Source organism: Variovorax sp. TBS-050B, from assembly GCF_029893635.1.
Taxonomy (GTDB): Bacteria; Pseudomonadota; Gammaproteobacteria; order Burkholderiales; family Burkholderiaceae_C; genus Variovorax.
The window spans coordinates 3632077-3653778 of sequence record NZ_JARXYR010000002.1; the positions used below are offsets into that span (position 1 = coordinate 3632077).

Genomic DNA, 21702 nt, shown 5'->3' on the forward strand with positions numbered 1-21702 from the left:
CGGCCGTGTCCCCGACCCCCGCCTCCCCATCCGCCGTCCCGCCCGCCGCGCACGCGCTGCAGCCGCCCGCGGTCGACCTGTCCTCCTGCGAGCTCGAGCCGATCCGCGTGCCGGGCTCGATCCAGCCGCACGGCCGCATGCTGGTGCTCGCGCCCGACGACATGGCCCTCGTGGCCTGGAGTGCCAACTGGCCCGGCGACCGGCTCGCGGCCGCGCGCGAGATGCTGCGCGGCCTCGCGCTGCCCGCGCTCGAACCGGGCGCTTCGCCGGTGTCGCTGGGCGCGCTCGACGTGGCGGGCGAGGCCTTCGACGTGGCCGCGCACCGCAGCGAGCGCCATCTGTTCGTCGAGTTCGAGGCCACGCGCCCCGCGGCCGGCTACGACGCGCCGATCTACTCGCTCGGCCGCGTCTTCCTGCCGCGGCTGCAGGAGGCCGCCACGCTGGAGCAGCTCGCGCAATGCGCCGCGGCCGAGATGAAGCGGCTCACCGGCTTCGGCCGCTGCCTGGTCTACCGCTTCGATGCCGACGGCCACGGCGAGGTGCTGGCCGAGGAGGCCGACCCCGGCTACGACAGCTACGTCGGCCACCGCTTCCCGGCCGCCGACATTCCGCCGCAGGCGCGTGCGCTCTACCTGGTCAACCACTTCCGGCTCATCGCCGACGCGAACTACGTGCCGGTGCCGCTGTGCGCGGCCGACCCGGCGCTCACCGCGGCCGACCTCGACCTGTCGCAGGCGCAGCTGCGCAGCGTCTCGCCGATCCACCTCGAGTACATGCGCAACATGGGCACGCTGGCCTCCATGTCGGTCTCGATCGTGATCGACGGCCGGCTCTGGGGGCTGATCTCCTGCCACGACCATGCGCCGCGCTTCCTCGACACCGGCACCCGGCTGGCCTGCGAGCACCTGGGCCAGCTGCTGTCGCTGCAGATCCAGTCGAAGGAAAGCAACATCGCCGTGGCCGAGCGGCTCGAACTGCGCCAGCTCACGCTGCAGATCGTCTCGCACCTGGCCGACAGCGACGCCACGCTGCAGCGGCTGGTGGCCGAGTCCTCGCTGATGCTGCGGCTCGCGCGCGCCAGCGGCGCGGCCGTGGTGCTCGACGACGAGGTCTGGAGCGTGGGTGACGTGCCGGCGCGCGCGCAGGTGCTGGAGATGGCCGACTGGATCGCCGGCCTCGGCGTGGAGGTCTACGAGAGCAGCACGCTGCTCACGCACTTCGCGCCGGCCGCCGAGTTCCGCGAGGTCGCGGCGGGCGTGCTCGCGATCTCGATCTCGCAGGTGCACCGGCACCTGATCCTCTGGTTCCGCCCCGAGGTCGTGCAGACCATCCAGTGGGCCGGCGATCCGAAGAAGCCGAAGGCCGCCGCCAGCGGCCGCATCCATCCGCGGCGCAGCTTCGCGAGCTGGGTCGAGGAGGTGCGCGGCCGCTCGGTGCCCTGGTCGCCGGCCGAGGTGGCCGTGGCCGGCGAGCTGCGGCAGGCGCTGATCGGCGTGGTGCTGCGCCGCGCCGAGGAACTGGCGGCCGTGGCCACCGAACTCGGCCGCGTCAACAAGGAGCTCGAGGCCTTCTCGTACACCGTCTCGCACGACCTGCGCGCGCCGATGCGGCACATCGCGGGCTACGTCGACCTGGTGGCGCAGACCGAGGGCCGGCAGCTCAGCGAGCGCGCCCACCGCTACCTCGGCCACGTGAAGGACGCGGCGGCCTTCGCGGGGCAGATGGTCGATGCGCTGCTGGACTTCTCGCGCATGGGGCGCGCCGCGCTCAAGCGGCGCATGGTGGACACCGGCTCGCTGGTCGAGGGACTGGTGCGCGAGCTCGGGCGCATCGAGCCTTCGCGGCGCGTGGAGTGGCAGATCGACCCCGAGCTGCCCGCGCTGCATGCCGATCCGCTGCTGCTGCAGGTGGCGGTGCGCAACCTGCTCGCCAACGCCGTCAAGTACTCGCGCACGCGCGATCCGCAGCGCATCGCGGTGCGCGCGATCCACGGCGACCTGGGCAGCGGGCTGGAGGTCGAGGACAACGGCGTGGGCTTCCAGATGAAGTACGTCGACAAGCTGTTCGGCGTGTTCCAGCGGCTGCACCAGGCCGAGGAATTCGAGGGCACGGGCATCGGCCTGGCCAACGTGAAGCGGATCGTCGAGCGCCACGGCGGCAGGGTCTGGGCCAAGGGGGCGACGGGCGAGGGTGCGACCTTCGGCTTCGTCCTGCCGCACGTGGAGCCGGGCAGCGACAACGCGGCGGGCACGCCGCAGCACAACGGAGAAGGACATGCTTAAGCCGATCCTGCTCGTCGAGGACGACAAGCGAGACCTGGAACTCACCCTGATCGCGCTCGAGCGCAGCCAGCTCGCGAACGACGTGATCGTGCTGCGCGACGGCGCGCAGGCGCTCGACTACCTGCGCCGCGAGGGCGAGTACGCCCGGCGGCCCGAAGGCAACCCGGCCGTGATCCTGCTCGACCTCAAGCTGCCCAAGGTCACGGGCCTGGAGGTGCTGCAGGCGGTGCGCGCCGACGTGGCGCTGCGCAGCATCCCGGTGGTCATGCTGACCTCGTCGCAGGAGGAATCGGACGTGCTGCGCAGCTACGAACTCGGGGTCAACGCCTACGTGGTCAAGCCCGTGGCCTTCGACCAGTTCGTCTCGGCGATCGCCGAGCTCGGCGTCTTCTGGGCCGTGCTGAACGAGCCGCCGCCCGGCTCGCTGAAGGCCGCGCGCCGACATGAATGAGCGGGAGCCCGCGGACGCGGCGGCCGATGCGATCGACGTGCTCATCGTCGAGGACTCGCGCTTCGACGTCGAGCTGCTGACCGAGGCGCTCTCGACCGCGCTGCCCGCGTCGCGCACGCACGTCGTGCGCGACGAGCACGGCCTGACCGCGGCGCTGGTCGAGGGCCGCTATGCGCTGATCCTGTCGGACTACGAGCTGCCGGGCTTCTCGGGCGAGGAGGCGCTGGAGATCGCGCGGCGGCTCGCGCCCGAGACGCCCTTCATCTTCGTCTCGGGCGTGATCGGCGAGGACAACGCGGTCGAGCTGCTGCGCCGCGGCGCGGTCGACTACGTGAGCAAGGGACGGCTCGCGCGCCTGCCGCTGGTGCTGGACCGCGCGCTCAAGGAAGCCGCCGACCGGCGCGCGAAGCGGGTGGCCGAGTTCCAGCTCCAGGTGGCGAGCGAGGCCTTCCGCGAGGCGGAGTCGCGCCGGCTCGCGCTGATGGAACTGGGCGACCGGATCCGCGACATCGACGATCCGGGCGAGATCGCCTACGTGGCCTCGACCATGCTGGGCCAGCGCCTGGGCGTGGACCGCGCGGGCTACGGGCTGGTGGACAAGGTGGCCGAAACCATCGTGATCGAGCGCGACTGGACCGCGCCCGGCGTGGCCAGCCTCGCGGGCCTGCTGCATTTCCGCGACTACGGCTCCTACATCGAGGACCTGCGGCGCGGCCTGACCGTGGCCTTCGCCGATGCGCGCACCGACCCGCGCACGCGCGACAACGCAGACGCGCTCGACGCCATCACCGCGCGCGCGGTGGTCAACATGCCGCTGACCGAGCGCGGCGGCCTGGTGGGGCTGCTGTACCTGAACCACGGCCAGGTGCGCCACTGGACGCGCGACGAGCTCGACTTCGTGCGCGAGACCGGCGAACGCGTGCGCTCGGCCATCGCGCGGCGCGAGGCGCAGATCGAGCTCGAGGCCTTCGCCGAATCGCTGGAGCGCCAGGTCGAGGAGCGCGCGGCCGAACTCGAGGCCGCGCGCGACCAGCTGCGCCAGAGCCAGAAGCTCGAGGCCGTGGGCCAGCTCACCGGCGGTCTCGCGCACGACTTCAACAACCTGCTGGCCGCCATCAGCGGCAGCCTGGAACTGATGCAGCGGCGCGGGCTCGACGGCCAGCGCAGCGAGATGGAGCGCTACATCGGCGTGGCCCAGGGCGCGGTCAAGCGCGCGGCCGCGCTCACGCACAGGCTGCTCGCGTTCTCGCGGCGGCAGACGCTGGAGCCCAAGCCACTCAACCCCAACCGGCTCGTGGCCGGCATGGAGGAACTGCTGCGGCGCACGCTCGGCCCGCAGATCGCGCTCGAGGTGGTGGCGGCGGTGGGCCTGTGGAACGTGCATGCCGACCCGAGCCAGCTCGAGAACGCGCTGCTCAACCTCTGCATCAATGCGCGCGACGCCATGCCCGAAGGCGGCAAGCTGGTGATCGAGACCGCCAACCGCTGGATCGACGCGCGCACCGCGCAGGAGCGCGACATGCCGATGGGGCGCTACGTCTCGCTCACCGTCAGCGACAACGGCGTGGGCATGGCGCCCGAGGTGGCGGCGCGCGCCTTTGATCCCTTCTTCACGACCAAGCCGATCGGCATGGGCACCGGCCTCGGGCTGTCGATGATCTACGGCTTCGCGAAGCAGTCGGGCGGCCAGGTGCGCATCTATTCGGAGCTCGGCCGCGGCACGGCGGTCAGCATCTACCTGCCGCGCCACGACGCGCAGGAGGAAGCCGCGAGCGAACCGGCCGAGGCCACGCTCGCGCCACGCGCCGACCAGGGCGACACGGTGCTGGTGGTGGACGACGAGCCCGCGCTGCGCATGATCATCGCCGAGGTGATGCGCGGCCTGGGCTACGCCACGCTCGAGGCCGGCGACGGCGCGGCGGCGCTGCGCATCCTGCAGGCGCCGCGCCAGCGCATCGACCTGCTCGTGACCGACGTGGGCCTGCCCGGCGGCATGAACGGCCGCCAGGTGGCGGACGCGGCGCGCAGCGCGCGGCCCGGGCTCAAGGTGCTGTTCATCACGGGCTATGCCGAGAACGCGGTGCTGAGCCACGGCCACCTCGACCCGGGCATGCACGTGATGACCAAGCCCTTCGAGATGGACATGCTCGCGCGGCGCGTCAAGGCGCTGATCGAGGCGGGGCCCTAGGCAGGGCCGCCGGCGCCCTCAGCGTGCCGCGATCGGCTCCAGGCCGGTCTTCGCGATGGTCGGCGCGGCCTCGGGCGACTGCAGGTAGCGGATCAATTGGCGCGCCGCCTCGGGCTGCTTCGAGGCGGTCGCGATGCCGGCCGAGAACACCGTCACGCGCTGCACCTCGGCCGGCAGCGGACCGATGTAGTCGATGCCCTCGATCGGCAGCAGCTCGCTGACCTGCTGCAGGCCGAGCGCCGCGTCGCCGCGCGCCACCACCGCACCCACGCGCTCGCTGAGGATGCGCTTGCTCTTCGGCTTGACCTCGGACTCGATGCCGAGCTTCTTGAGCAGCTCGGTCTCGTAGTAGGTGCCGCTCGCGCTGGCGGAGTAGGCGATCGAGGGCGCGGCCAGCAGCGTGCGCCTGAGCGCCTCGACGGTGCCGATGTCGGGCCGGGGCGCACCCTTCCTCACCGCGAAGCCGATCGACGAGCGCACCAGGTCGACCTGGCTGCCCGGCACCACCTTGCCCTGCGCGACCAGCGCATCGAGCGCGGGCCGCGCGAGGATCACCACGTCGGCCGGCTCGTTGCGCGCGAGGCGGCTCGGGATCGAATCCTGCGCATTGCCCATCGAGGCGCCGTAGGCGGTCTTGACCGTGCGCCCGCTCGCGCGCTCGAAGCCGGGGCGCAGGTCGTTGTAGGCCGCGGTGAAGCCGCCCGAGGTCATCACGTGCAGATCGCCGGCCGCGTGCTGGCCGCCGAGGCTGCCGCAGCCGGCCAGCACCGCCGCTGCGGCGAACAGCGCGGCGCGGCGGGTCAGGCGGGCGAGGGAGGGAGCGGGTGTGGTCGTCATGGTCTGGTGTCTCCTTGTGTGGTGCCGGCCACCTTAGGCCGCAAGGCTGTCAAAGGGCTTTCAGCCGCGTGGGGGTATTCACGGACCCGATGCGACCGGGCCGGCGCGGGGTAACGACTTTGGCCTACAAGGGCCCCCAAAGGGCGGTCCTAGCTTGCATTCATCGACAACAACCCAAGGAGATTCCGATGAAGCTCACGAAACGCATGGCCCCGACCGTGGTGGCCCTCCTGATGGGCGCCTGTGTCGCGCCGCTGGCCCTGGCCGCGGGTGGCGCTGGTGGTGGTGGCGGCGGCGGTGGCGGTGGTGCAGGGGGCGGCGGCAGCGGTGCGGGCAGCAGCGCCTCCGCCGGCGCGAACGGCAACGGCGCGGGCGCCTCGGGCAGCTCCAACGCTTCGGCCAATGCGGCCACCCCCGCCACCCCGGCCACGCCTGCGACACCCGCCACGGCCACGTCGCCCGCGACGCCGGCCACGCCTGCGACACCGGCCACGCCTTCGCCGCAGTCGTCCTCTTCGACCTCGTCCACCTCGACGATGTCGACCACGCCTGCGACGCCCGCGGTGCCGGCCTCGAAATCGTCGACCGGCAAGACCACGCCCGCGGTCCCGGCCACGCCGGGCAGCAAGCAGTAGCCGGCCGCAGGGCTCAGTCCAGCCGCCCGCTCGCCAGCGCGGCGGCCGCGGCCCGCGTCTCCACGCCGAGCTTCTCGAAGATGTGTTCGAGGTGCTTGTTCACGGTGCGCGGGCTGGTGCCGAGAATCTCGCCGATGTCGCGGTTGGTCTTGCCCTTGGCGAGCCACGAGAGCACTTCGGTCTCGCGCGGCGTGAGCGCGGCCTCGGCCAGCCGCGCCGAGGGGCCGCTGCCGGCCGCGCCGTCGCGCTGCAGCGCCAGCAGCAGCATGGTCTCGCCGAGCGCAGCGGCTCCGAGGTTGCGCACCGAGAGCCGGGTCCCGTCGGCTGTCGTGATGGCCGCGGCGGCGCCAGGCGCGAGCACGGGCTCGAGCGAGTCCGGCAGCAGCCCGCTCGCGGAGGGCACGCCCAGCGCCTGCAGCCAGCGCGCGGCCTGCGGCGAACGCCACGCGATGCGTCCGTGCGCATCGACGAACACCACGCCCATGCCGGCCACGTCGACCGCGTCGCGCGCCATGCGGGTGATGCGCGCGTTGCGCGCATGCGTGTGCAGCCGCGCGAGCACCTCCTGCGCGCGGATCGGCTTCACCACGTAGTCCACGCCGCCGCATTCGAAGCCCTCGACCACGTGCGAGGTCTCGGAGAGCCCGGTCATGAACAGCACCGGCACGTGCGCGAGCGCGGCATTGGCCTTGATGCGGCGGCAGGTCTCGAAGCCCGAGAGGCCGGGCATCATGCCGTCGAGCAGGATGGCGTCGGGCACCACCAGCTCGAGCCGCTGCAGCGCGGCCTCGCCGTCGCCGGCCACCAGCACGGTGTAGCCGCTGGCCTCGAGCGTGTCGCAGAGCATGCCGAGGCTGCTGGGCGCGTCGTCCACGACCAGCACCACGGGGCGTTCGCTGTCGTCAGGGTGTGAAGGTGTCGGCATCTTCGGTTTCGGCAAGGGTCTTGCGGAGGGCATCGAGGTCGAAGCGCGCGAGCATGCCGCGCAGCCAGGTGCAGCTCGCGGCCGCCGCGGGCGAGGCGGCCGCGAGCCGGTCCAGCGCCTGGTGCAGGCCGCGCACGTGGCCCATCTGCACCAGCCGCATCAGCTCGGCGCGGTCGTCTTCCGAGAGCGCGAGCCGCGGCGGCCGCGGGGCCGCATCGACGGACGGCGGCATCGCATCGGCGGCGGCCAGCCATTCGAGGCCGAGGTGGCGCTCGAGCGTGGCGATCAGCTCCGATTCGATGACCGGCTTGCCCACGAAGGCCTGGCAGCCGGCCGCGCGCAGCAGCTCGCCCTGGTTCTCGAACATGTTGGCCGAGACGATGATGATCGGGATGCCGTCGAAGCCCGCGGCGCGCACCTGCGCCGCGGTCTGCCAGCCGTCCATGTCGTCCATGCTGAGGTCGAGCAGGATCGCGGCCGGCAGGTGCTCGCGCAGGCTGTCGAGGCATTCGGTGCCGCTCGCGGCCTCGCGCACCTCGAAGCCCAGCGGCGCGAGCATGCCCGCGAGCATCTGGCGCTGCACCGGCTGGTCGTCGACAACGAGCAGCGTGCGCCGCGCGCCGAGGTAGCCCGAGACCGGCCGCCGGGTCTCGGCCTGCGGGCCCGGGTCGGCCACCTCGCGCAGGTAGACGCGCACGCTGAAGGTGCTGCCCGCGGGCGAGCTGGCCGCGAGCCGCAGCTCGCCGCCCATGAGCGAGGTCAGCAGGCCGGTGATGGTGAGGCCGAGCCCGGTGCCCGGCTCGCCGCGCCGGCGGCCCGCGGCGCCGCGCTCGAAGGGCAGGAAGATGCGCTGGTGGTCCTGCGGCGCCACGCCGATGCCGGTGTCGACCACGTCGAAGCGCAGCACCTCGCGCCGCGCGTCCACGTGCAGCGTGACCGTGCCGCTGTCGGTGAAGCGCACCGCGTTGGCCAGCAGGTTGATGAGGATCTGGCGCAGCCGCTTGGCGTCGGCATGCACCCAGGGCGGCAGCCGGCCGCTGCGCGTGTGGACAAAGGCCAGGCCCTTGTTCTCGGCCTGCGGGCGCACCATGTGGACCAGCTCGTCGAGGAAGGCCGGCAGCGCGAGCGGCGCCGGCTCGAGCTGCAGCCGGCCGGCCTCGATGCGCGCGAGGTCGAGCAGGCCGTCGATCAGGCCGAGCATGTGCTCGCCGCTGCGCTGGATGGTCTGCACCGCCTCGCGCGGCGGCGCCGCGGCCTCGCCCTTGAGCAGGATCTGCGAGTAGCCGAGGATGCTGTTCAGCGGCGTGCGCAGCTCGTGCGTCATGCCCGCGACGTAGCGGGTCTTGGCCTGGTTCGCGGCCTCGGCCGCTTCCTTGGCGGCCTGCAGCGCGGCATCGGTGCGCCGGTGCGCCTCGATCTCGACCGTGAGCAGGTGGTTGTGCCGGTTCGATTCCTCCTGCGCCATCTGCCGGCTCTCGCTGCCGAGCACGATCCACCAGGCCGCCACCGCGGCCACCAGCGACAGCAGCGCGAAGACCTTGAGGAAGGCATTGCGCAGTGCCGGGTCGAGCGCATCGGCGCCGACGATGGTCTCCTGCGCGTACACCACGCCCATCACGGTGGCGAGCAGCGCCACCAGCGAGGCGGCGACCATCAGGTAGTGCGCGACCCGGAAGTTGAGCCGGCCCGACAGCGCGGGCGGCAGCAGGGCGTCGAGCCAGCCGCTCATCTGCTCGGCCGCGCGCGAATCGGTCTTGCAGCGGTCGTGGCAGCGCGATTCGAGCGTGCAGCACAGCGAGCAGATCGGCGCGCTGTAGGCCGGGCAGTGCGCCATGTCCTCCGACTCGAAGCTGTTGTCGCAGACCGAACACTTGACGAGCTGGCCCGGCGTCCAGCGCTGCAGGTCGGTGCGCGCGAGGTAGTAGCGCCCGCGCGTGCGCCAGGCCAGCAGCGGCGACACCGCGAGCGCGGTGGCGAGCGCGATGAACGGCGAGAACGCGCGTGCCGCATGCCCGAGCAGGCCGGAGTAGGCCAGCATCGCGAAGGCGGCCGCCACCAGCATCGCGCCCAGGCCCACCGGGTTGATGTCGTAGAGGTGCGCGCGCTTGAACTCGACCGCCTTCGGGCTCCAGCCCAGCGGCTTGTTGATGACCAGGTCGGCCACCAGCGCGCCGACCCAGGCGATCGCGATGTTGCTGTAGAAGCCCAGCACATGCTCCAGCGCCGCGAACACGCCGAGCGTCATCAGCAGGATGGCGATCACCACGTTGAACACCAGCCACACCACGCGCCCCGGATGGCTGTGGGTGAGCCGCGCGAAGAAGTTCGACCAGGCGAGCGAGCCGGCATAGGCGTTCGTGAGGTTGATCTTCATCTGCGACACCACCACGAACAGCACCGTGACGCCGAGCACCCAGGCGGGGTCGCGCAGCACGTAGGAGAAGCCCGTGAGGTACATCTGCGTCGGCTCGACCGCATGCGCGGGCGGTATCTCGTGCTGCAGCGCCAGGAAGGCCAGGAAGGCGCCGCCCATCATCTTGAGCATGCCGGGCACGATCCAGCCCGGGCCCGCGACCAGCACCGCGCTCCACCAGCGCACGCGGTTGGCGGCGGTCTTCTCGGGCAGGAAGCGCAGGTAGTCCACCTGCTCGCCGATCTGCACCACGAGCGAGAAGGCCACGGTGGCGGCGGCGCCGAACAGCAGCGGGTCGAAGCCGCTGCTGTCGGCGCTGCGTCCGATCAGGCCGGTGAAGTCGGCGTACAGCGCGGGCTGCTTCACGAGCACCGCGACGAAGGGGCAGACGAACAGCACGATCCAGATCGGCTGCGTCCACAGCTGCAGCCCCGAGATCAGCGTGATGCCGCGCGCCACCAGCGGAATGATCACGATCGAGGACACCAGGTAGAGCAGCCACAGCGGCCAGTCCAGGTACATCTGCAGCGCGAGCGCGAGGATCGCGGCCTCGAGCGCGAAGAAGATGAAGGTGAAGCTCGCGTAGATCAGCGAGGTGAGCGTCGAGCCCAGGTAGCCGAAGCCGGCGCCGCGCGTGAGCAGGTCCATGTCCACGCCGTGGCGCGCTGCGTAGTAGGAGATCGGCAGCCCGGTGAAGAAGGTGACGAGGCCCACCACCAGGATCGCCCAGAGCGCATTCCAGAAGCCGTAGCTCAGTGCGATCGCGCCGCCGATGGCCTCCAGCGCCAGGAAGGAGGTGGCGCCGAAGGCCGCGTTGGCGACGCGGAACTCCGACCACTTGCGGAAGCTGCGCGGCGTGTAGCGCAGCGCGTAGTCCTCCAGCGTCTCGTTCGCGACCCAGGCGTTGTAGTCGCGGCGGATGCGGAAGATCTTCTGTCCGGAGACGGAGGGCATGGCGGTTTCTCGCGGCGGCGGGGATGGCATGCGGCAGCAGAGCAAGAAGCGCTCCCTGTGCCCGCTCCGGACCGCGCCGGCCTGCGAGTGTGCGGCCCGCGCGCGCTTCTGCTGCTACGTTGAATGACGTATTCGCGCCGGCGCCACTGATTTCTAAAGTTCCAGCCATGGTGCTCGGGGCACCGTCCGATGCACTGCGATGGTGCGCGGTCCACCCGCTGTTCTTCAACCTGCTGGAGCTTCCTGATGTCGCGTGATTCCGATCCTTCCCTCGATGCCCTCGCATTGCGCCGCCGCCGCCTGCTGCAGGGCGCGGCCGCACTGCCGGTGATGGGCCTGAGCGGCCTGAGCTTCGGCCAGGGCCAGTTCCCCACGGCCAAGGTCAACACCACCAAGCTCGCGGTGACCGACACCGAGGTCACGGTGGGCCAGCTGCATTCGTCCACCGGCACCATGGCGATCTCGGAGACCGGCTCGATCCAGGCCGAGCAGCTCGCGATCGACCAGATCAACGCGATGGGCGGCATCCTCGGCCGCAAGATCAAGGTCATCAAGGAGGACGGCGCCTCCGACTGGCCCACCTTCGCCGAGAAGTCGAAGAAGCTGCTGGTCAACGACAAGGTCGCGGCCGTGTTCGGCTGCTGGACCAGCGCCTCGCGCAAGGCCGTGCTGCCGGTGTTCGAGAAGGAGAACGGCCTGCTGTACTACCCGACCTTCTACGAGGGCCTCGAGCAGAGCAAGAACGTGATCTACACCGGCCAGGAGGCCACGCAGCAGATCATCTGGGGCCTGGACTGGGGCGCCAAGGAGAAGAAGGCGAAGACCTTCTTCCTCGTGGGCTCCGACTACATCTGGCCGCGCACCTCGATGAAGATCGCGCGCAAGCACATCGAGAACTTCCAGAAGGGCACGGTCAAGGGCGAGGAGTACTACCCGCTGGGCCACACCAACTTCAACTCGCTGATCAACAAGATCAAGGTCGCGAAGCCCGACTGCATCTTCGCGGCGGTGGTGGGCGGCTCGAACGTGGCGTTCTACAAGCAGCTCAAGGCCGCGGGCATCACGGGCGACAAGCAGTTCCTGCTGACGCTGGCCGTGACCGAGGACGAGATGACCGGCGTGGGCGGCGAGAACTTCGCGGGCTTCTATTCGTCGATGAAGTACTTCCAGTCGCTGGACAACCCGAACAACAAGAAGTTCGTCGAGGCCTTCAAGGCCAAGTACGGCAAGGATGCGGTTGATCGGCGACGTCACGCAGGCGGGCTACCTCGGCCCCTGGCTCTGGAAGGCCGCGGTCGAGAAGGCCGGCAGCTTCGACGTCGACAAGGTGGTGGCCGGCTCGCCGGGCATCGAGCTCAAGACCGCGCCCGAAGGCTACGTGAAGCTCGATGCGAACCACCACCTGTGGAGCAAGGCGCGCATCGGGCAGGGGCAGCCGGACGGCAGCTTCAAGGTGGTGGCGGAGTCGAGCGAGCTGATCAAGCCGGATCCGTTCCCCAAGGGCTACCAGTGACCTTTTCTCCCTCCCCCGCTGGGGGAGGGCAGGGGTGGGGGCAAGCGACGCTTCCATCGTCACCGCCGCATGCCCCCATCCCGACCTTCCCCCAGAGGGGGAAGGAGCCAGAAAACCAGCAACGGACATCGCCATGACGCTCTCGGACATGTGGAACATCGGCCTGATGCAGGGCTTCGCGGGGCTCAGCCTCTTCGCGGTGCTGCTGCTCATGGGCCTGGGCCTCGCGATCATCTTCGGCCAGATGGGCGTGATCAACATGGCGCATGGCGAGTTCATGACCATCGGGGCCTATTCGATCTACCTCGCGGCGCAGGTGACCGAGCGGCTCTCGCCGGCCTGGATGCCGTACTACTTCCCGGTTGCGATCGCGCTGGCCTTCGTGTTCGCCTTCGTGGTCGGCTGGATTGTCGAATGGCTGCTGATCCGGCACCTGTACCGCCGGCCGCTCGACACGCTGCTCGCCACCTGGGGCGTGAGCCTGGGGCTGCAGCAGGTCTTCCGCACCTTCATCGGGCCGAAGGAGGTGAGCCCCACGCTGCCCGACTGGCTCATGGGGTCGTGGACGCCGCACGAAGGCCTGGACATCCCGATCAACGGCCTGTTCGTGCTCGCGCTCACGGCATTGGCCACGCTCGGCGTGCTGCTCGCGCTGCACAAGAGCCGCTGGGGCCTCAGGGTGCGCGCCACGGTCGCCAACCGCACCATGGCCAACGCCACCGGCATCGACACGAAGAAGACCGACCGCCTGACCTTCGCCATCGGCTGTGGCATCGCGGGCGTGGCGGGCGCGGCCTTCACCACCATCGGCTCGACCGGGCCGACCTCGGGCTCGCTCTACATCGTCGATGCCTTTCTGGTCGTGACCTTCGGCGGCGCCGCGAGCCTGCTGGGCACCGTGGTCTCGGCCTTCGGCATCGCGCAGACGCAATCGGTGTCGGAGTTCTTCATGACCGGCTCGATGGCCAAGGTGCTGACGCTCTCGCTGATCGTGCTGATCCTCATGCTGCGTCCCCAGGGCCTGTTCGCCGTGAAAGTCCGCCGTTGAAAACGTCACCCTCCTGGAGAACCCACCGATGAATTTCATCAAGGCCTCGATCCGGCGCTACCAGCTCGGCAGCCTGTTGCTGCTGGTGCTGCTGCTCGCGGTGGTGCTGCCGCTCACGCTCGACATCTTCCGCCTCAACCTGGTGGGCAAGTACCTCACCTATGCCTTCGTCGCCGTCGGCCTGGTGATGGTGTGGGGCTACGGCGGCGTGCTGAGCCTGGGGCAGGGCGTTTTCTTCGGCATCGGCGGCTACGCGATGGCGATGTTCCTCAAGCTCGAGGCCTCCGATCCCGTGTCCACGAAGATCCAGACCACGCCCGGCATCCCGGACTTCATGGACTGGAACCAGATCACCGAGCTCCCTGCGCTGTGGCTGCCCTTCCGGAGCCTGCCGCTGAGCCTCGCGCTGGTGGTGCTGGCGCCGATGGCGCTCGCCTGGCTGATCAGCTTCGCGATGTTCAAGCGCCGCGTGGGCGGCGTGTACTTCGCGATCATCACGCAGGCGGTGGCGCTGATCCTCACGGTGCTGATCATCGGCCAGCAGGGCTACACCGGCGGCGTGAACGGCATGACCGACCTGAAGACGATGCTGGGCTGGGACACGCGCACCGACGGCGCGAAGTACGTCCTCTACTACGTCTGCGTGGGGCTGCTGGTGGCGAGCATCGTGCTGTGCCGCTGGATCCAGACCAGCAAGCTCGGCACGCTGCTGCTCGCGATGCGCGACAAGGAGGACCGGGTGCGCTTCTCGGGCTACGACGTGTCGAACTTCAAGGTCTTCACCTTCTGCCTGGCGGCGGCGCTCTCGGGCATCGGCGGCGCGCTGTTCGCGCTGCAGGTGGGCTTCATGTCGCCGAGCTTCGTGGGCATCGTGCCCTCGATCGAGATGGTGATCTTCTGCGCCGTGGGCGGGCGCATGAGCCTGGTCGGCGCGGTCTACGGCGCGCTGCTGGTGAACGCGGGCAAGACGCTGTTCTCCGAGAGCTTTCCGGACCTGTGGCTGTTCCTGATGGCTGCGCTCTTCATCGGCGTGACGATGGCCTTCCCGATGGGCCTGGCCGGCCTGTGGGACGAGAAGATCCGGCCGTGGTGGAAGGCGCGCCGCCAGGCGCTGCGCGACGCCGCGGTGAAGCCGCCGCCCGCCGCGCATGCGCCGGCGCCCGTGGTCGAACCCCAGCTGCCCGACGGTGTCGGCAGCCAGCGCGCCTGACCGCCGGAGCACAGCCATGAGCAATACCGACTTCGCGCTCGCGGTGGAAGACCTGAGCGTTTCCTTCGACGGTTTCAAGGCGATCGACGACCTGACGCTCTACATCGACCGCAACGAGCTGCGCGTGATCATCGGGCCCAACGGCGCCGGCAAGACCACGCTGCTCGACCTGATCTGCGGCAAGACGCGCGCGAGCGCGGGCAGCATCAAGTTCAAGAACACCGAACTCACGCGCATGGCCGAGCACAAGCGCGTGCGGCTCGGCATCGGGCGCAAGTTCCAGACCCCGTCGATCTACGAGAACCTGAGCGTGTTCCAGAACCTCGAGGTGTCGTTCCCGAAGGGCCGCTCGGTCCTGGGCGCGCTGGCGTTCCGCTGCGACGACGAGGTGAAGGCCAGGGTGCATGCGGTGGCCGCGGACATCGGCCTGGGCGACCGCCTGGGCACCGAAGCCGGGCTCCTGAGCCACGGGCAGAAGCAGTGGCTGGAGATCGGCATGCTGCTGATGCAGGAGCCCGAGCTGCTGATGCTCGACGAGCCGATCGCCGGCATGAGCGCGCGCGAACGCGAGCTCACGGCCGAGCTGCTCAAGCGCATCTGCCGCAACCGCGCGGTCATCGTGATCGAGCACGACATGGCTTTCGTGAAGCAGATCGCGCACAAGGTCACGGTGATGCACCAGGGAAGGATCCTGGCCGAAGGGCCGATGGAGAAGGTGCAGGCCGATCCGAAGGTCATCGATGTGTACCTGGGGCACTGAACCATGAGCAACATCATGCTGAAAGTCACCGACCTCCACGTCGCCTACGGCCAGAGCGAAGCGCTGCACGGCATTTCGTTCGAGGGCCGTGCCAACGAGACCGTGGCCATCATGGGCCGCAACGGCATGGGCAAGACCACGCTGTTCAAGAGCCTGATGGGCGTGCTGCCGCTCAGGAGCGGGCGCATCGAGGTCGCGGGGCAGGATGTGTCGCGCGACGAGAGCTTCCGCCGCGTGGCCAAGGGCATCGCCTACGTGCCGCAGGGGCGCATGATCTTTCCGGCGCTCACGGTCGAGGAGAACATCCAGACCGGCCTGGAGAATTCCGCCACGCGCCGCATTCCCGACGAGATCTACGCGCTGTTCCCGGTGCTGTGGGACATGAAGCGCCGCAAGGGCGGCAATCTCTCGGGCGGCCAGCAGCAGCAGCTCGCGATCGCGCGCGCGCTCGTCACCGACCCCAAGGTGCTGCTGCTCGACGAGCCCACCGAGGGCATCCAGCCTTCGATCATCAAGGACATCGCCAAGGCGCTCAACGAGATCCGCAAGCTGCGCGGCATCACCATCGTCGTGTCCGAGCAGGTGCTCAGCTTCGCGCTCGACGTGGCCGACCGGCTGTTCGTGATCGAAGGCGGCCGGCTCGTGCACGAGACCGCGCGCGACAAGACCGACGTCGAGCGCATCAAGGCCTATCTCTCCGTCTGACCTCCGTCCGATTCCCGTTTCACCACAACCCAGGAGCCACTGCCCATGACCGACACCCTGATCAAGGTCGACCTGACCCGCCCGCCGACCGAGAACGAGATGATCCACAACCGCTGGCATCCCGACATCCCGATGGCCTGCTGGGTCGACCCGGGCGATGACTTCATCCTCGAGACCTTCGACTGGACCGGCGGCTTCATCAAGAACAACGACAGCGCCGACGACGTGCGCGACATCGACCTGAGTACGGTGCACTACCTCTCGGGCCCGGTGGGCGTGAAGGGCGCCGAGCCCGGCGACCTGCTGGTGGTGGACCTGCTCGACATCGGCGCCAAGCCCGACAGCCTCTGGGGCTTCAACGGCTTCTTCTCGAAGAAGAACGGCGGCGGCTTCCTGACCGATCACTTCCCCGAGGCGCAGAAATCGATCTGGGACTTCAAGGGCATGTTCACGAGTTCGCGCCACGTGCCGGGCGTCAACTTCGCGGGGCTGATCCATCCCGGCCTGATCGGCTGCCTTCCCGACAAGCCGATGCTCGAGATGTGGAACGCGCGCGAGAAGGCGCTGATCGCCACCGACCCCGAGCGCGTGCCCGGCCTCGCCAACCCGCCCTTCGCGGGCACCGCGCACATGGGCAAGATGACCGGCGAGGCGAGGGCGAAGGCCGCGACCGAGGGCGCGCGCACCGTGCCGCCGCGCGAGCACGGCGGCAACTGCGACATCAAGGACCTGTCGCGCGGCGCGAAGGTGTTCTTCCCGGTCTACGTCGACGGCGCGGGCCTCAGCGTGGGCGACCTGCACTTCAGCCAGGGCGACGGCGAGATCACCTTCTGCGGCGCGATCGAGATGGCGGGCTGGGTGCACATGCGGGTGACGCTGATCAAGGGCGGCATGGCCAAGTACGGCATCAGGAATCCGATCTTCAAGCCGAGCCCGATCACGCCGCAGTACAACGACTACCTGATCTTCGAAGGCATCTCGGTCGACGAGAGCGGCAGGCAGCACTACCTCGACGTGAACGTGGCCTACCGCCAGGCCTGCCTCAACGCCATCGAGTACCTGAAGAAGTTCGGCTACTCGGGCGCGCAGGCCTATTCGATCCTCGGCACCGCGCCGGTGCAGGGCCACATCAGCGGCGTGGTCGACGTGCCGAATTCCTGCGCCACGCTGTGGCTGCCCACGGGCATCTTCGACTTCGACATCAACCCGAGCGCGGCAGGCCCGGTGAAGATGATCGACGGCAGCATCCAGATGCCGCTGTCGCACGACCTGCGCTGAAGGACCCCGCGCGATGCCCACCTACGACTACGCCTGCGGCCGGTGCGGCGGCTTCGAGGCGCTGCGGCCTTCTGGCCTGCGCGACGAACCCGCCGTCTGCCCCGACTGCGGCGCGGCCGCGCCGCGCGTGCTCACGGCCGCGCCGCGGCTGGCGCTGATGGCCTCCGACACGCGCCGCGCGATGGCGACCAACGAGCGCGCGCGCCACGAGCCCGCGAGTTCGCGCGACTATGCGCGGCTGCGGCATCCGGCGGGCTGCGGCTGCTGCTCGTCCGCGTCCGGCAGCGGGCGGCGCGGCGCCACCGTGACGGCCGCGAACGGCGCCAAGGCGGCGCCGTCGCGGCGGCCGTGGATGATTTCTCACTGATCTTCAGGCGCGCCCGCCGGGGCCGCATTGTTTCAATCCCGTGAACGCCGCGATTCTTTTTGCGGCGTTTTTTCGAGGGTGTTCAGGATCAAACTTCTCCTCACCAACCAACCGATTGAAGGAGATTGAAATGAATGCCTCGAAGATCCTCGCCGCTGCGGCCCTCTCGCTCCTCGCCGCCGCCGGCGCCCAAGCCGAAACCTACGAAGGCGTGATGTCCGTGAACTCGGGCATCTCGCGCGCCGAAGTCGCACCGCAGGCCGTGGCCGCCGCACGTGCCGGCAACGAGTACAGCGAAGCCTCTGCCGCCGGCGCCCAGCGCTTCACCTCGACCGCCGACCGCTCGGTGATCCAGGCCGAAGCCGTGGCCAAGGCACACGACCCGCTCGCGAGCCTCGACCGCCGCGCCTTCTACCGCGACGAAGTGCCGCAAGCCTACAAGAAGCCCAGCGTGTCGTTCACGCGCCAAGCCGGCCTCTAAGCCCTTCGCGCACCGCGCGCAGGCCCTCCCGCCCCATGGCCGGAGGGCTTTGTGCTTCGAGGGAATCCGTCGACCCTGGACCGGCTCGACCACCGTCGGCACGAGTCGGCGCCGGTGCGTAGCTTGAGCAGTTCGCCCTCGACGTGCGGCGTGCTGCTGGTGCCGGCATTGCCGCACGAAACGCCGTCTGGCTGCGAGACTGGCGACATGCCGGTTCGGCGCTGCGGCGGGACGACGGCAACTGACCTCGCGTCCTCGGCCCTTGCGCGCCGCTACTCGCGCGCCAGCACGAAGCTCTTGCGGATGCCGCCCGCCGCCGACGGCCCGACCCAGAGGTCGAACGCGCCCGGCTCCACCTGCGGCCGCAGGTCGCGCCCGAGGAAGCGCAATTCGTCGGCCGTGAGGCGGAAGTCCACCTCGGTCGTCGCGCCCGGCGCGACGCGCACCTTGCGGAAGGCCTTGAGCTCGCGCACCGGCCGCGTCACGCTCGCCGCGCGCTGCGCCACGTAGAGCTGCACCACTTCCTCGGCCTCGCGGTTGCCGGTGTTGGTGACCTTGGCGCGCACCTCGATCGCGCCGCCGGGCGGCATGCGGTCGCGGTCCAGCGCCACGCCGTCGTAGCGCACCGGCGCGTAGCCCATGCCCCAGCCGAAGGGATAGAGCGCCTCGTTCGTCGCATCGATGTAGCGGGTGCGGAAGGCCATCTGCGGATCGCTGTCCGGCAGCGGCCGCCCGGTGCGCTTGTGCGCGTAGTAGAACGGCACCTGGCCCGCCGTCTGCGGAAAGCTCACCGGCAGCCGGGCCGAGGGATTGAAGTCGCCGAACACCACGTCGGCGATGGCGTTGCCGGTCTGCACGCCGAGGAACCACGTCACGAGGATCGCGCGCGCCTGGCGCACCGCGCCCTTGAGCGCCATCGCGCGCCCGTTGCTCAGCAGCACCACCACCGGCTTGCCGGTGGCGGCCACGGCTTCGGCCAGATCCTGCTGCGCCTGCGGCAGGCCGATGTCGGTGCGCGAGCGCGACTCGCCCGACATGCGCTCGCTCTCGCCGACCGCGAGCACCACCACGTCGGCCGCGCGCGCGGCGGCCACCGCGGCCTCGATGCCGCCGGGCAGGGCGGCATCGATGGCCGAGCCGCGCACCACCGTGAGCGAGGCCGCATCGCCCAGCGCGGCGCGCAGGCCCTCGTCGATGCCGACCGGCGCCTGCTGGCCCGGGAACAGGCTCCAGGCGCCGAGCAGATCGTGCGTGCCCGAGGCGAAGGGCCCGACGAGCGCGATCTTCTGGCCGCTCTTCTTCAGCGGCAGCAGGTTGTCCTCGTTGCGCAGCAGCACGATCGAGCGGCGCGCGCTCTCGCGCGCGAGCGCCACCGTGGCGGGATCGGAAGGGCGCTCCGCCGCCGGCGCGCCGTCGAGCCCGCGGAAGGGGTCGTCGAACAGGCCGAGCTTCTGCTTCACGCGCAGCACGCGGCGCACCGCGTCGTCGAGCCGCGCCATCGGCACCTCGCCCGAGGCCACCAGGCCGGGCAGCTCGCGCATGTAGAGGCCGCTCTGCATGCTCACGTCGGTGCCCGCGAGAAAGGCCTGCTTCGCGGCCTCGCGGCCGTCGGCGGCATAGCCGTGCGCGATCAGTTCCTCGTCCGCGGTGTAGTCCGACACCACGAAGCCCTGGAACTTCCACTCGCGGTGCAGCACGTCCCTGAGCAGTGCGGGATTGGCGATCGAGGGGATGCCCGCGATCTCGTTGAAGGCGCTCATCATCGAGAGCGCGCCCGCGTCCACCGCGGCCTTGAAGGGCGGCAGGTAGACCTCGCGCAGCGTGCGCTCGGAGATGTCGGTGGTGTTGTAGTCCAGCCCGCCCTCGGCCGCGCCGTAGGCCGCGAAGTGCTTGGGCGTGGCGAGCAGCGCGTCGCCGCGCGACAGGTCGTTGCCCTGGAAGCCGCGCACGCGCGCCGCGGCGAACAGGCTGCCGAGGTACGGGTCCTCGCCGATGCCTTCGATGCCGCGGCCCCAGCGCGCATCGCGTGCGATGTCGAGCATCGGCGCGAAGGTCCAGCGGAAGCCGTCGGCACTCGCTTCGACCGCCGCCGCGCGCGCGGTGCGCTCCGCGAGCCCGGGCTCCCAGCTCGCTGTCTCGGCCAGCGGCATCGGAAAGATGGTGCGAAAGCCGTGGATCACGTCCGCGCCGTAGAGCAGCGGAATGCCGAGCCGCGACTCGCGCACCGCCACCTCCTGCAGCCGGCGCTTGCGCGCCAGCCCCTCGTTGTTGAACAGCCCCGTGACGCGGCCCGCACGCACGTCGTCGATCTCGCGCTGGGCATTGCGCTGGTTGGCGGCGGGGTTGCCCGGGATGTTGGTGTCGGCCGGGCCGTATAGGCTCAGCTGGCCGACCTTTTCCTCCACGGTCATGCGTGCGATCAGCGCCTCGATGCGGGCGTCGGCATCGGCCGCGGGCGGCGCCGTGGGGGTGGCGCAGGCGGTGAAGAGAAGGGGGAGGGCAAGCAGAAGGGCGGGGAAACGGAGGCGCATCGGGCCTATTTTTAAACCATCGTGCGGGAGCGGGCCGGAAATTCAGCCCTGAAAGGCCGCGGCGCTTGAGTGGAAACGCCGCTTGCCCCATCCCGGCCTTCCCCCGGAGGGGGAAGGAGCAAGGCAGCAAAATCTTCGCGTCCTCTGCGTCCGGCTGTCCGCTCCCCTGGTCAACCCGCCGCGGCAGCGCCGGACTGCCGCCGGCGCAGCAACAGCCATCCGAAGAGCGGCGCGGTGACGTACATCACGACCGAGTAGATCGCCGCCGGCAGCGCAAGCGGAAAGCTTCCGAGCACGCTGACCGCGATGAAGATGGCGAGCGTGGAATTGTGGATGCCGATCTCGTAGCTGATGGCCGTGGCGAGCGGCTTGTCGAGGCCCACCGCGCGGCTCAGGTAATAGCCGGCGAAGAGGCTCAGCAGGTTGAACAGCAGCACGGGCGCGCCGATCTGGGCGAAGGTGCCGGTGAGCGTCTTCCACTCGCTGGCGATCGCGAGCACCGTGACCACGGCCAGCACCACGGCGCTGAAGATCTTGGTGGGCTTTTCCATGCGCGCCGCGAAGGCCGGCCGGCGCGCGGCCACGTACATGCCGATGGCCACCGGCACCAGCACGATGGCGATCACCTCGACCAGCTTGCGCGTCTGCAGCGGCACCACCTGGCCGCCGTCGGCGAAGTGTCCGATCGCCCAGTTGGCGATCAGTGGCAGCGTGACGATCGACAGCAGCGTGTTCACCGCCGTGAGCGAGATGTTCATCGCCACGTTGCCGCCGAAGAGGTGCGAGAAAAGGTTGGCCGAGATGCCGCCGGGGGACGCCGCCAGCAGCATCAGCCCGACCGCGAACACCGGTGGGAGGCCGAAGCCCGCGATGATCGCCCAGCAGGCCAGCGGCAGGCCGACGACCTGGAGCAGGAGCGCAATGGTCACCGCTTTGGGATGCCGGAAGAGGCGCCGGAAGTCGTCGAGCGACAGCGACAGTCCGAGTCCGAACATCACGAGCGCGAGCGCGCCGAACAGGAATCGGGTCACGATGAGGGCGGCATCCATGTTTCGTTGTCTCCTCGATGTTGGTTGCTGGCGGGCCAAAAAAAAGCCGCCGGCACCTGTCGCGCAGGCCCCGGC

At 70.1% G+C, this 21702-nt stretch carries 16 protein-coding genes and 1 pseudogene; 12 read left to right on the forward strand and 5 right to left on the reverse strand.

The window, feature by feature from the left end:
* Positions 1-5: 5 nt before the first annotated feature.
* From M2165_RS19845 to M2165_RS19855, 3 genes are read left to right on the forward strand one after another with little or no spacing between them, the layout of a single operon-like run.
* Positions 6-2282, forward strand: a complete 2277-nt coding sequence (locus tag M2165_RS19845) for an ATP-binding protein (protein ID WP_280816296.1) — start codon at positions 6-8, stop codon at positions 2280-2282.
* Positions 2275-2733 carry a response regulator gene (locus tag M2165_RS19850; RefSeq protein WP_280816297.1) on the forward strand — a complete coding sequence of 153 codons (459 nt, stop codon included), beginning with the start codon at positions 2275-2277 and terminating at the stop codon, positions 2731-2733. The genes M2165_RS19845 and M2165_RS19850 overlap by 8 nt, the downstream gene beginning before the upstream one ends.
* The gene (locus M2165_RS19855) at positions 2726-4921 is read left to right on the forward strand and encodes a response regulator (RefSeq protein WP_280816298.1); all 2196 of its coding nucleotides are present in this window, start codon (positions 2726-2728) and stop codon (positions 4919-4921) included. The genes M2165_RS19850 and M2165_RS19855 overlap by 8 nt, the downstream gene beginning before the upstream one ends.
* 18 nt (positions 4922-4939) lie before the next feature.
* Here M2165_RS19855 and M2165_RS19860 read toward each other — a convergent pair whose 3' ends face one another.
* On the reverse strand, positions 4940-5758 hold the full coding sequence (locus tag M2165_RS19860; RefSeq protein WP_280816299.1) for a substrate-binding domain-containing protein: 819 nt from the start codon (positions 5756-5758) through the stop codon (positions 4940-4942).
* Between the two features lie 188 nt (positions 5759-5946).
* Between M2165_RS19860 and M2165_RS19865 the strand changes: the two genes are divergently transcribed.
* The gene (locus M2165_RS19865; protein ID WP_280816300.1) at positions 5947-6393 is read left to right on the forward strand and encodes a hypothetical protein; all 447 of its coding nucleotides are present in this window, start codon (positions 5947-5949) and stop codon (positions 6391-6393) included.
* Between the two features lie 13 nt (positions 6394-6406).
* On the opposite strand, the gene M2165_RS19870 is transcribed toward M2165_RS19865, so the two are convergent.
* Complete coding sequence (locus M2165_RS19870) at positions 6407-7318, reverse strand: response regulator transcription factor (RefSeq protein ID WP_280816301.1); 912 nt, start codon at positions 7316-7318, stop codon at positions 6407-6409.
* A complete protein-coding gene (locus M2165_RS19875; RefSeq protein WP_280816302.1) occupies positions 7296-10685 on the reverse strand; it encodes an ATP-binding protein in 3390 nt (1129 codons plus the stop codon). The genes M2165_RS19870 and M2165_RS19875 overlap by 23 nt, the downstream gene beginning before the upstream one ends.
* 246 nt (positions 10686-10931) lie before the next feature.
* Here M2165_RS19875 and urtA point away from each other — a divergent pair.
* The 8 genes and pseudogenes from urtA (at position 10932) to M2165_RS19915 (ending at position 18047) form a co-directional block, all read left to right on the forward strand.
* Positions 10932-12198: pseudogene (gene urtA / locus M2165_RS19880) on the forward strand (urea ABC transporter substrate-binding protein).
* 133 nt (positions 12199-12331) lie between these two features.
* The gene (gene urtB / locus M2165_RS19885) at positions 12332-13246 is read left to right on the forward strand and encodes an urea ABC transporter permease subunit UrtB (protein WP_280816303.1); all 915 of its coding nucleotides are present in this window, start codon (positions 12332-12334) and stop codon (positions 13244-13246) included.
* 28 nt (positions 13247-13274) lie between these two features.
* The gene (urtC, locus tag M2165_RS19890; protein ID WP_280816304.1) at positions 13275-14456 is read left to right on the forward strand and encodes an urea ABC transporter permease subunit UrtC; all 1182 of its coding nucleotides are present in this window, start codon (positions 13275-13277) and stop codon (positions 14454-14456) included.
* A gap of 16 nt (positions 14457-14472) precedes the next feature.
* Entirely contained in the window at positions 14473-15216 is a 744-nt protein-coding gene (gene urtD / locus M2165_RS19895; protein WP_280816305.1) for an urea ABC transporter ATP-binding protein UrtD, read from the forward strand.
* A 15-nt stretch (positions 15217-15231) separates the two neighbouring features.
* Entirely contained in the window at positions 15232-15921 is a 690-nt protein-coding gene (gene urtE, locus M2165_RS19900; RefSeq protein WP_280816307.1) for an urea ABC transporter ATP-binding subunit UrtE, read from the forward strand.
* Positions 15922-15966: 45 nt separating this feature from the next.
* Positions 15967-17199, forward strand: coding sequence for a formamidase (gene fmdA, locus M2165_RS19905; RefSeq protein ID WP_280816308.1), 1233 nt, complete (start codon positions 15967-15969; stop codon positions 17197-17199).
* Positions 17200-17212: 13 nt separating this feature from the next.
* Entirely contained in the window at positions 17213-17566 is a 354-nt protein-coding gene (locus M2165_RS19910) for a zinc ribbon domain-containing protein (protein ID WP_280816309.1), read from the forward strand.
* A gap of 130 nt (positions 17567-17696) precedes the next feature.
* Positions 17697-18047: an alpha/beta hydrolase gene (locus M2165_RS19915; protein WP_280816310.1), complete on the forward strand. Its 351-nt coding sequence runs from the start codon at positions 17697-17699 to the stop codon at positions 18045-18047.
* 272 nt (positions 18048-18319) lie between these two features.
* Here the strand turns inward: M2165_RS19915 and M2165_RS19920 are convergent, their stop codons facing one another.
* The gene (locus M2165_RS19920) at positions 18320-20578 is read right to left on the reverse strand and encodes a glycoside hydrolase family 3 N-terminal domain-containing protein (RefSeq protein WP_280816311.1); all 2259 of its coding nucleotides are present in this window, start codon (positions 20576-20578) and stop codon (positions 18320-18322) included.
* A gap of 170 nt (positions 20579-20748) precedes the next feature.
* A complete protein-coding gene (locus M2165_RS19925) occupies positions 20749-21666 on the reverse strand; it encodes a bile acid:sodium symporter family protein (RefSeq protein ID WP_280816312.1) in 918 nt (305 codons plus the stop codon).
* Positions 21667-21702: the final 36 nt, after the last annotated feature.

Coding starts and splice junctions, on each gene's coding strand:
- M2165_RS19860 (WP_280816299.1), bottom strand. CDS start 5,758: ATGACGACCACACCCGCTCCCTCCCTCGCCCGCCTGACCCGCCGCGCC.
- M2165_RS19870 (WP_280816301.1), bottom strand. CDS start 7,318: ATGCCGACACCTTCACACCCTGACGACAGCGAACGCCCCGTGGTGCTG.
- M2165_RS19875 (WP_280816302.1), bottom strand. CDS start 10,685: ATGCCCTCCGTCTCCGGACAGAAGATCTTCCGCATCCGCCGCGACTAC.
- M2165_RS19850 (WP_280816297.1), top strand. CDS start 2,275: ATGCTTAAGCCGATCCTGCTCGTCGAGGACGACAAGCGAGACCTGGAA.
- urtE (WP_280816307.1), top strand. CDS start 15,232: ATGCTGAAAGTCACCGACCTCCACGTCGCCTACGGCCAGAGCGAAGCG.
- M2165_RS19865 (WP_280816300.1), top strand. CDS start 5,947: ATGAAGCTCACGAAACGCATGGCCCCGACCGTGGTGGCCCTCCTGATG.
- M2165_RS19910 (WP_280816309.1), top strand. CDS start 17,213: ATGCCCACCTACGACTACGCCTGCGGCCGGTGCGGCGGCTTCGAGGCG.
- fmdA (WP_280816308.1), top strand. CDS start 15,967: ATGACCGACACCCTGATCAAGGTCGACCTGACCCGCCCGCCGACCGAG.
- M2165_RS19920 (WP_280816311.1), bottom strand. CDS start 20,578: ATGCGCCTCCGTTTCCCCGCCCTTCTGCTTGCCCTCCCCCTTCTCTTC.
- M2165_RS19915 (WP_280816310.1), top strand. CDS start 17,697: ATGAATGCCTCGAAGATCCTCGCCGCTGCGGCCCTCTCGCTCCTCGCC.
- urtB (WP_280816303.1), top strand. CDS start 12,332: ATGACGCTCTCGGACATGTGGAACATCGGCCTGATGCAGGGCTTCGCG.
- M2165_RS19855 (WP_280816298.1), top strand. CDS start 2,726: ATGAATGAGCGGGAGCCCGCGGACGCGGCGGCCGATGCGATCGACGTG.
- urtC (WP_280816304.1), top strand. CDS start 13,275: ATGAATTTCATCAAGGCCTCGATCCGGCGCTACCAGCTCGGCAGCCTG.
- urtD (WP_280816305.1), top strand. CDS start 14,473: ATGAGCAATACCGACTTCGCGCTCGCGGTGGAAGACCTGAGCGTTTCC.